This is a genomic window from Microcystis sp. BLCC-F209 (genome assembly GCF_041928595.1).
GTDB lineage: Bacteria > Cyanobacteriota > Cyanobacteriia > Cyanobacteriales > Microcystaceae > Microcystis.
Window position 1 is genome coordinate 1 of record NZ_JBHFLL010000001.1, and the last position, 10,746, is coordinate 10,746.

The window sequence follows — 10,746 nt, forward strand, 5'->3', positions numbered from 1 at the left end:
TTTTGTACCAGTTTATGTACTACGAGGAGAATAATGCAAGGTTTTTGAATGTCCCAATCCTATTTTCTTGCACTAACATCAGATTTTAACAGGTCAAAAGCCTTATTTTCAAAGGGTTTTACCATTATTCAGCAAGTCCTAAGTAGGTGGGTGGAATTAAATATAAAATGAACGTAGGTTGGGTTGAAGCATGAAACCCAACGCCCGCATGGGTTACGCTACCGCTAACCCATCCTACAAATAATTGTGCCTACCTACTTATTATACTAAATCCGTTGAGTATAGGCTACTCATAGAGGAGAGGCAAAAGGCAAAAGGCAAAAGGCAAAAGGGGAAATAAATAATCAGTTTTTCAGACTTATTATCTACTAAATTTAAAGACTGGCATCTTAGCTTATCATCCCTTGTTTCCTAACCTCCGACTGGCTTAATTTTGCTCTTGCCAAAAATAATCGGCGGGTTTTTTGGTTTCTGCTGGTGATGATTGGGGAGCGTCTCCCAAGAAAACCGAACGCTGGATGACGCGATCGCCTAATCTTCTTTGGACTCGACTGGGAATGCCGTAACCGTAGGCAATATGACCTTTTCCTGCTAGGACGATGATCTGATATTCGGGATGAGCTTGCCAGAATTTAGCGATCGCATCGGCCATGGTTTCATCCCAGAGAACCTGTGCCAGAAAAAAGCGATCGAATCCCTGACTTTTGCCCCCCGTGTGTTGCTGATAAACGGCTAGGATCTGTTGACGGTACTCCTCGTTATCCTGGTTTATTTCGCTTTTAGGGGGAATGTAGGTCATTTCTGAGGTGGAGAGGCTTTCTAAGCCCTCCTGTGCCACTTTTCTAGTGATTTCCGTGGGTGTATTTAGGGCGATCGCTGGTAGTTTTTTCGCCTTGGCCAAGCGCAGGATCGGGGCGTAAAATTCCCAATCAAATCCCCAACGTTGGTCGTATTCACTTTTTTCTCTTAACTGATTTTCGCTAATTTTGCCGGCTAAATACTGATCCAAATAGATTTGGTAAGGACGTTGAAACATCTCGAAAGCGATCGCTATTTGGGGATTATTAGCCTGTAAATACTTGATAATAGCTAATTGGGCCTGATGATCGGCTTGACTATCGTGTCTTTCTCCCAGATAAATAATCTCGGCTGTTTTTAAATCTGCCAGAATTTGTTTTTGGCTATTAGTAAAACTCCAGGCCCGGGGCAGCAAAATAAACAGTAAGCAGAGAGCAAGGAAAACGGGAAAAAAGCGTCGAGAGAATTTCATCTTTGTTAAAGGCCTTTTAAAAAACTGATCTTAACCGAAGCCAAGAAAAAAAGGGTGGACAATGCCCACCCCCAAAAATTTTCAGAGAACCTTTCTGGTTTAGTAGGTTTCTACGTGCCAGCGATGTTCTTTTTTCAGTTGTTTCTGATAGACAGACCAATCAGCGCCATTTTTAGCGGCAGCACCACTGATAGCATCGTCGATACCATCTTCCATCCCTTTCAGTCCGCACATATAAGCGTGGGTTTTGGGACTTTGGAGTAGATTCCAGATTTCGTCAGCGTGTTCGGCTACCCGGTGTTGAATATACATTCTGCCGCCCTGGGGATTTTGCTGTTCCCGGCTGATGGCATAGGTGAGACGGAAGTTATCGGGGAATTCCGCCGCGATTTGCTCTAATTCTTCTTGGTAGAGAATATTGGCCGTTTTGGGAACTCCGAAAATCAACCAAGCTAGACCTTTGAATTTATAATCTTCGTGTTGTTCCTTGAACATCCGCCAGAGGAAAGCCCGGAAGGGAGCGATTCCCGTCCCGGTGGCCATCATAATGATGGTGGCATCTTCATCACTGGGTAGCAGCATTTCTTTACCCACCGGACCAGTAATAGCCACATCGTCCCCCACCCCTATATTACAGAGATGGGTGGAACAAACCCCATAAACGGTTTCCTTGGTTTCTGGGTGTTGGTATTCCAATTGACGCACGCAGAGGGATACGGTTTTATCGTCTAATTTATCACCATGACGGGTGGAGGCGATCGAATAGAGTCTCAATTTATGAGGTTTGCCATTAGCATCGGTACCCGGGGGGATAATACCGATACTTTGCCCTTCTAAATAGCGTAAATCGCTCCCAGAAAGGTCAAAAGTGACGTGTTGTACGATGCCGATACCTCCCTCATCAACGAGAGCATAATTCTCGATACATTTGCCGATAAAGGGTTGATTCGGACGGTAGATGTTGACGGGGATATCTGTTTTTTCTTTCGCTTGGGTCATGGCCTTTTTCTTGGTCTGTTCGGTGACGGGCGATGATTGAGCGATTGGCTGTGGTGTGGAGGCACTAGAAACAGTTGCTACGGGGGCAATCCCATTTAAGGGTTTGATGCTGACGATACGACCACCTAAACGGGTAATCCGACGCATTTCTTGATTCATGCGACTGTAGGGAACCGTGAAAAACACGCTTCCACTCTGACGGATTGAATAATCCAAGCTGTCAGTATTGTCGTTTTGATTGAGACCCACCACTTCGTAAACAAAGAAACGGTTTCCCGCTAGTGTACTCGGACTGTACATTAAATATAACTCCCAACTCAAGTCACGATAATCGTTCCATAGTTTAGCCTACCATCGGTACACTACACCTAGGCCTAATTGAGAGTTATCTTAAAAAAACCACAGACATCGCTTTTATCCTTTTGGATAGGATAGGTTAAGTCTCTGGTTAAAATCTGTTACATTTGCAGCATTTTACTTTTTATTAAGATTTCTGCTACTTTTTCCCATTTATGCTAAAAATCCCCCTAGTTTGCCTGATCAGGACAAAAGCGGGGGACAGATATTACCGATAATTATTTTTTCAACTACTGGGCCGCAGCTGCGTTTAAGGGTTTAATGCTGACGATGCGAGCGCCTAAACGGGTAATCCGACGCATTTCTTGATTCATGCGGCTATAGGGAACAGTTAAAAAGACACTGCCACTCTTACGGATAGAATAATCTAGGTTATCAGTATTGTCATTTTGACTCAAACCGACGACTTCATAGACAAAAAGGCGATTTTCTTTGGCACTAGAGAGACTTTGCATCGAAATGGCTCCTACATTGATGTTATAGTTCTCTAGTTTAGCCTAGCGGGGAGACTAGCAATCTAGTTAATTGCTGATTTACGGCCGTTCATTGTACCATGACGCTCGATCGCAATTGTCCACAGGCCGCATCGGTCGCTAAACCTCTCGAATAACGGACAGTAACGGCGACTTTTTCCTGTTCTAAAATAGTTTTAAAAGCCTTAATTCTCTTTTCATCAGGCCGTTGATAATCCACCTCTTGAATGGGATTATAGGGGATTAAATTGACGTGAGACTGAAACCCTTTCACCAGTTTGACTAATTCCCTTGCGTGTTCCGGTAAATCATTCACTCCCGCTAAAAGAATGTATTCAAATGTCACCCTTCGTCCCGTGATTTGAACGTATTCCTGACAGTCTTGGATCAGATTACTTAGGGGATAATGGTCGGCACTGGGGATTAATTTAGCTCGAACTTGTTGATTAGAAGCATGGAGACTAACAGCAAAAGTTACTTGTAAATTATGTTCCGCTAGTTGCTTGATTTTATTGGGTAATCCCACGGTAGAAATCGTTAAACAACGCTGACCGATACCCACATCTTGATTAAGGGAATGAATCGCTGTCACCACTTCGGGGATATTTAATAAAGGTTCCCCCATCCCCATAAACACCACATGACTAACTCGCTGCTGAAAATCCTCCTGTACTGTTAACACTTGGTCAACTATTTCATAAGCTTTTAAATTACGAGTAAAACCCCCTTTTCCCGTGGCACAAAAATCACAGGCCATCGGGCAACCCACTTGGGAAGAAACACAGACTGTTAATCTTTTTTCGCTGGGAATTCCCACCGCTTCGATAATTAAACCATCCGCCAGTTTTAGCAGATATTTACGAGTGCGATCGGGTGCTACACTGCGATAATGTATCAGGGAACGACCGATAGGATAATCCGCCAGCTTGCTGCGCCATTCTTGGGGGAATACGGAAATATCCGCCAAAGAATGCGCTCCTTTTTCGTATAGCCATTGGTGTAATTGTTTCCCCCGATAAGCAGGTTGTCCCTGGTCTTTTACCCAGTCGGTCAGTTCCTCTAAAGATTTCGCTAGTAAAGTCATAAGTAGGTAGGCGTTAAAAATTATCAGACACCCCCGTTATCAAGGGTAGGGTTGATTCATGAATCAACCCTACCTTATTAAGGGGGGATTAAAGGCAAAATCCATTTTTAATTTAATTATAACCAGCTACTTAAACTTAGCCTGACGACAAAAACAAATCTAGTCTTAAGCTTGATCTTTTTTACTTTTCACCTAACCTAACTGTTCAAGGGGAACTGTCAGTGCCATAATAATCGATGGACTTCGATCGAGAGCAGAAATTTTATGAGTTGCCGGCCAAAAAAGCCAATATGGGGGAATAGAGAGCTATTCAGTTGTAAAATCAATATTTAAGCGAAAATTTATGAAAATCGCTATTTTATCCCAAGATGCTTCTCTTTATTCCACCAAGCGACTGAAAGAGGCGGGAGAAGGCCAAGGCCATGAGGTACGAGTGATCAATTATTTGCGCTGTTACATGAACATCACCTCCCATAAACCCACGGTTGTCTATAACGGTCAACCCTTGGAGAGTTTCGACGCAATTATTCCCCGCATTGGTGCCTCAAAAACCTTCTATGGAACCGCAGTCGTCCGGCAATTCGAGGTGATGAATGTTTTTACTGCCAACGACTCGCAAGCAATTTCCCGGTCGCGGGATAAATTGCGTTGTCTGCAAATCCTCGCTAGGGAAGGGATAGGTTTACCGGTGACGGGAATTGCTCACGCAATTGAAGATATCGATGGTTTAATCGAAACCGTCGGCGGCACCCCTCTCGTGATTAAATTATTAGAAGGAACCCAAGGTATTGGGGTAGTCTTAGCGGAAACAGACCAAGCAGCCAAGTCAGTTATTGAAGCTTTTCGGCAATTAGAGGCTAATATTCTAGTACAAGAGTATATTAAAGAGGCCAGTGGGGCAGATCTGCGCTGTTTTGTCATCGATGGAAAAGTGGTAGCCTCGATGAAACGACAGGGGGCCGAGGGGGATTTTCGTTCTAATCTTCACCGCGGTGGCAAAGCAGAAAAGATAAAATTAACCCCGGAGGAACGCAGTACGGCCATACGGGCCACTAAAGCCATGGGTTTACGGGTTGCTGGTGTGGACTTATTACGGTCTAATCACGGGCCTGTGGTTATCGAGGTCAATTCCTCTCCCGGTTTAGAAGGAATAGAAGCGGCCACCGGTGTGGATGTGGCCAAAAAAATTATCGATTTTGTCGCTAAAAATGCCACCCTAGTCCTAAATCGCGATCGATATCAATATTAGCCGTCAGCCTTGCATCAGTTATCAGTTATCAGTTATCAGTTATCAGTGGGTAAGTTATCAGTCAATAGTATTAAGCGATAAGCTCGGAGCTGCCTTTTTACTGAAAAAGCTCCCCACACCCCACACCCTACACCCCACACCCTACACCCTGCTCCCCACCCTGGGATGAACTCGACGCAATCGCAAGGCATTCGTCACCACGGAAAGGGAACTTAAAGCCATGGCAGCGCCGGCAATAATCGGATTGAGCAGAAAAGGATAGAGGACTCCGGCAGCGATGGGAATGGCAATCAAGTTATAAATAAAAGCAAAAAAGAGATTTTCTTTGATATTTCGCATTGTTGCCCGACTTAACTCAATAGCGCTCACAATTCCCTGTAAATCTCCCGAAATTAAGGTTATATCGCTGGCGGCGATCGCTACATCGGTCCCCGTGCCAATGGCAATACCTAAGTCCGCTTGCGCCAATGCGATCGCATCATTGATGCCATCTCCAACCATGGCGACTATTTTCCCTTTTTTTTGCAAATATTCGATTTTTTCGGCTTTTTGTTCGGGACGGAGTGCGGCAAAAAAGCGCCGGATACCCAACTCGCTGGCGATCGCCTCTGCGGTTTCGAGGTTGTCCCCCGTCATCATCATCACCTCTAAGCCCATTTTTTTGAGCTTGGCGACCACTGAAGAAGAAAAAGGTTTTAAAACGTCGGAAATGGCGATCACCCCCTCTAAACGCCCGTTAACCGCTATCCAAGCCACGGTTTTTTTCTGCCATTCCCAATCGTGGGCGACTTTTTTAAGAACTTTTGTTTCGATCCCTTGACTTTCTAACCATTGTTGTGTACCGATTTGCACTAAATCCGACCCGACTTTTCCCTGCACTCCTGACCCAGTTATTGAGTCAAATTCGGTTACTTCTAAGGTTTTAATCTGGTTTAACTGCCCATATCTAACTATTGCTTCTCCTAGCGGGTGTTCAGAATGATTCTCCACCGATACGACTAACTGCAGCAGCGATAATTCCCGTCCATCCCTCACCCCTTCGCGAGTCAAGAAGTCCGTCACCGTTGGTTTCCCCTGGGTGAGAGTTCCCGTTTTATCGAGAACAATAGTAGTAATACCCTGGGCTAATTCTAAACTTTCGGCATTTTTAATTAAAATTCCCTGTTTTGCTGCCTGTCCTGTTCCCACCATAATCGAGGTAGGTGTAGCTAATCCTAGCGCACAGGGACAAGCGATAATTAAGACTTCCACCATTGTAATCAAAGCGAGGGTGAGATTACCCGTGCGGAGAATCCAAAATAGGAAAGTTATTACCGCAATAATCATCACCACCGGCACAAAATAAGCGGTCACTCGATCGACTAATCTTTGTATAGGTGCTTTTGATGCTTGTGCGGTTTGCACTAATCGGACAATCTGAGCTAAAACCGTATCTTTTCCCACTCGTAACGCTTGCATTTGTAGGCTACCAGTTTTATTAATTGTCGCACCGATTACCTGTTGATTGACGGTTTTTCGCACGGGTAAACTTTCCCCTGTCACCATCGATTCATCAATGCTAGAACTGCCTTGTATAATTATGCCATCGACGGGAATTTTTTCTCCCGGACGCACTAAAATTATATCTCCTACCTTCACCTCTTCTATTGGTATATCTAGCGTCTGTTCTTCCCTAATTACCCTAGCAGTTTTTGCCTGTAATCCCATTAATTGTTTAATAGCGGCGGCCGTTTCTTTTCTGGCACGTTTTTCGAGGAAACGACCGAGTAAAATCAGAGTAATTACGATAGCTGATGCTTCGTAATAGACATGGTAATTAAACCCCTGTTTTTCAATAAAATCGCTCCCGAAGGTTAAAAACAGGGAATAAAAATAGGCGGCACTGGTTCCCAAAACTACTAAAGTGTCCATGGTTGCGGTGCGATTTTTAAAGGCTTTCCAAGCATTTTTATAAAAACTTTGACCACACCAAAATTGGACGGGAGTAGCGAGAATTAATTGTAATAAGGGAGCGTGTAACCAGTGGGGAATAAAAGATAGAGATAAACCCGTCATCATCGGTAAAGAACCGATAAAAAGTATAATGCTAATAACAATAGCGATCGATAGTTTAGGGAGAAGTTCTTTTTCTGGCCTGGATTCGAGATTAATTTCCGTTATCGGTGTAGCTTGGAAACCGGCATCCCTAACTTTTGCTTGAATAGTGTTAAGATCGGTACGCTTGGGATCATAGTCCACCTCCACCTGTTCCATGCCAAAATTAACTTGACATCGAATCACTCCAGGGATAGATTTAATTATCCGCTCGATCGAATTAGCACAACCAGCGCAACTCATCCCGACGAGTTTGAGAGTTTGATGGGTCATAATGTTAATAGCAGCGGAAGTCAGCAACAAAATCCCCCGCAGCACAGTTCTATCTTTAGCATAAAATATTACCCTAGCTGCAGGGTCAAGAATCCTTTGTTAATTTTTCTGAATAGATATGAAGAAATGTAAAAAAGAGTGTCTGTATTTTCCTAACACACCCTTAGGTTTTATGGACAAATTTCAATTAACCCCACTCTGTTGCGTATCTTGACCCTGCAAAGCATCGGCAGCGGAAACACCATCACCCTGAAAACCAAAATACCATAAAGTAGCGGCAGCTTCAGCGCGAGTTACTGGTCTTTTTGGCTGAAATAGGGTAGTAAAACCAAAAACTCGCCGAATATTAGCTTGTTCGGCATTTTGAAAATCGGCATAAAGAGCGCGCACCAGCTGCGGGTTAATTTTATTAGTATCCTGAAAACCCCAAGTATTTTTAATCGTATCAAGATTGGCGCTCGGTAAAGCTTTTCTAATATCTAATGGCACTTTCCAAGCAATTAAATCTTCCCGGGTTAAAGGAGCATTGGGACGGAATAAAAGGGAGCTACTATCTCCCGTTAAGGGAGAGGGAATTAACCCCGCTTCCGCTAATCCTTGAATATAAATATAATCGGTATCGTTATTTTTAACATCACTAAAAGCTGGGGAACTATTGGGAGTAGCTAAACGGATTTGTTTACCCGCTACATTGGCATAAATGGCATTATTAGCCTGTAACAACCAGCGAGCAAATTCTCGGCGCGTTATTGTATCATTAGGGTTAAACTGATTGTTATTACCTGTTAATACTCCTAATCTAGCTAAGTCTTGAATGTGGCTTTTTAAGGGATTAGGTAAGGATTCGAGATCGTTAAAACTGGTGGGATTAAGATTGGGTAAAGGGGAAGAAATAGGGGAGGGACTAGGGGAAGCAATCGGGGTTCCCGTTGGACGATAATCGAGGCTATATTCCGTATTGGGAGAAGTGGCAGTTATGGTGATAGTTAATTCTAAATTATCTCGACGGGCCGTTAGGGTACTATTGACTCCCTCCCCAGAAAAGGGAGTAATAATTTCCCAATTATTATTAACTAATTCCTGTTGATAAAAAGCCTCGATCGCATTGCTGGGATCGGTGGATTGCCAACGGGTTTGCCCACTGGTATTATCAAGATTTGTCTGCACGGATAATAATTCTGATTGACTATATCGAGGAATTTCTGCGGGAAAATTTGCGGGTAATTGCTGGTTATTAGGAGAGTTTTCTGGTATGGGATTTGTTTGTAGATTAGGATCGGCAGCCAGACGATTTTCTAGGGCAGGATTGCCACTACAGGCTGCTAAAATGCCCAGCAGAGTGATCATTGTACTGTAGCGAATAAACTTACTCACGGTCTTTACCAATATTGTTTCCTTAGCTTTATCCTAGCTTATTTACCCGGGGTTTTGACTAGGGAAAATTCTGCGCCACCATTGACGTAATTTACCCAGCAGAAATCCTCCTAACCCTTTTGTGTATTTTTCAAATTTGTAGTAAAATAAAACGTCGATTATATCCTGGGTGGAAAGATACTTGAGATAGGATACTCCTTGATCTATACGCGCATCACTATATTCTAAATAAACTTTGCGACTGAGGCGATCGGATAAATTCCATTTTGGTTGAAAATATTCTTGCATCCGCTGTTGATAAAGTCCAAAACTGCTCGATTTTCCCTGTAAATATTCCTCCATGTATTGACAAGCAATTTCGGCTCCTTTCATAGCATGGCGAATACCTTCCCCTCCTAAAAAGTTAACCGTAGAAACCGCATCACCAATCGCTATAATATTCGGTTCTTGATAATAAATATCTTGCAGATTGAGCGAATATTCTAAAATAGAACCATGGATGTCGATTATATCATATTTAGAGAGATTAATGTAGGTTTGAATAATTTGTGTAATATAACTTTTTAAAGGCTTAACTTGAGAAATATAAGGATGTTCTCCCTCTAACCAAGCCGCTCCTATTTTTAATTGCTGATTATCCATAGGAAAAATCCAGCCATAACCTTTAGGACTCCATTTATGACCGAGAAAAAACACTAAATTATCTTGATATTTTTGATATTCTCCTTCTGGCACAGCAATTAAATATTCAATACCAACTGCTTTTAAAAAATTAGGTTTTTCTCGTCTATGTTTATACATAACTGCTCTAGCATATCCCGTGGCATCAACCAATAAACGAGTAGTAACTGTCTCGATTTCCTTGCCTTTTGATTTCAAGAAAACAGTTAGCTGATCCTCCATCTGTTCATATTTCAGATAACGACAACCTAAACGAACTTCTCCACCCCAACGCAGCACTTCCGCCGCTAAAAACTCTCGCAATTTGGCAAAATCAAAAACTACTCCTAAAGGTTGCGTTGATGACCAAAAATGATGTATGCTAGTGGAGATAATTTCGATATTTTTCCAAAACCTAGCCACTACGGTTTCGGGGAGATTGAATTGTTCTAAAATTTCTAGAGGAGAAGCGGCACTAGAAAAGTTATTATCTTGCCAACTAGAATGTTGTTCCACCAAAAGAACACGATAACCTTTTTCACTTAATAATCTACCACAGTGACCTCCCGCTGGTCCACCCCCAATAATTACTACATCATAATCCATGATTTACTCCCTCGCCTAATCTTGCTAACTTGCTTTTATTTTACCCTAAATCGCCCTCTGTTAAACCCCAAACTTATGAAGCTGTTGTGCATCTAAATTTGATAAGTAGCTGGTTATAATTAAATTAAAAATGGATTTTAGATTCGATCCCCCCTGCCCCCCTTGATAAGCTATCCATTAGTCAGATCTTTCTTAACAAAAAGAGAAGAAACTTAAAAAAAGGGGAAACGATTGATAGGTATAGTTTTGAAAGAAGGAATTAAGGTGGAGGTAAGCAAAAAAATGGAGAAATGGGCAGCCCAAGAAT

Annotated in this window: 8 protein-coding genes; 1 reads left to right on the forward strand and 7 read right to left on the reverse strand. The window is 42.7% G+C overall.

The window, feature by feature from the left end; translation table 11 throughout:
- Positions 1–427: 427 nt before the first annotated feature.
- From ACE1AQ_RS00005 to rlmN, 4 genes are all read right to left on the reverse strand, one after another.
- Positions 428–1,270, reverse strand: a complete 843-nt coding sequence (locus ACE1AQ_RS00005; protein WP_106908717.1) for a ChaN family lipoprotein — start codon at positions 1,268–1,270, stop codon at positions 428–430.
- Between the two features lie 99 nt (positions 1,271–1,369).
- Positions 1,370–2,569, reverse strand: coding sequence for a ferredoxin--NADP reductase (petH, locus tag ACE1AQ_RS00010; protein ID WP_008202728.1), 1,200 nt, complete (start codon positions 2,567–2,569; stop codon positions 1,370–1,372).
- Between the two features lie 287 nt (positions 2,570–2,856).
- A complete protein-coding gene (locus tag ACE1AQ_RS00015; protein WP_002795571.1) occupies positions 2,857–3,081 on the reverse strand; it encodes a phycobilisome linker polypeptide in 225 nt (74 codons plus the stop codon).
- An 88-nt stretch (positions 3,082–3,169) separates the two neighbouring features.
- Positions 3,170–4,183: a 23S rRNA (adenine(2503)-C(2))-methyltransferase RlmN gene (gene rlmN / locus ACE1AQ_RS00020; RefSeq protein WP_008202724.1), complete on the reverse strand. Its 1,014-nt coding sequence runs from the start codon at positions 4,181–4,183 to the stop codon at positions 3,170–3,172.
- 343 nt (positions 4,184–4,526) lie between these two features.
- Between rlmN and rimK the strand changes: the two genes are divergently transcribed.
- The gene (rimK, locus tag ACE1AQ_RS00025) at positions 4,527–5,432 is read left to right on the forward strand and encodes a 30S ribosomal protein S6--L-glutamate ligase (RefSeq protein ID WP_008202721.1); all 906 of its coding nucleotides are present in this window, start codon (positions 4,527–4,529) and stop codon (positions 5,430–5,432) included.
- Positions 5,433–5,573: 141 nt separating this feature from the next.
- On the opposite strand, the gene ACE1AQ_RS00030 is transcribed toward rimK, so the two are convergent.
- From ACE1AQ_RS00030 to ACE1AQ_RS00040, 3 genes are all read right to left on the reverse strand, one after another.
- A complete protein-coding gene (locus tag ACE1AQ_RS00030; RefSeq protein WP_110545414.1) occupies positions 5,574–7,799 on the reverse strand; it encodes a heavy metal translocating P-type ATPase in 2,226 nt (741 codons plus the stop codon).
- A gap of 183 nt (positions 7,800–7,982) precedes the next feature.
- Positions 7,983–9,185 carry an S-layer homology domain-containing protein gene (locus ACE1AQ_RS00035; protein ID WP_039899904.1) on the reverse strand — a complete coding sequence of 401 codons (1,203 nt, stop codon included), beginning with the start codon at positions 9,183–9,185 and terminating at the stop codon, positions 7,983–7,985.
- Between the two features lie 30 nt (positions 9,186–9,215).
- Positions 9,216–10,439 (reverse strand): NAD(P)/FAD-dependent oxidoreductase, encoded by a 1,224-nt coding sequence (locus ACE1AQ_RS00040; protein WP_110545395.1) that lies wholly within the window; start codon positions 10,437–10,439, stop codon positions 9,216–9,218.
- Positions 10,440–10,746 lie beyond the last annotated feature (307 nt).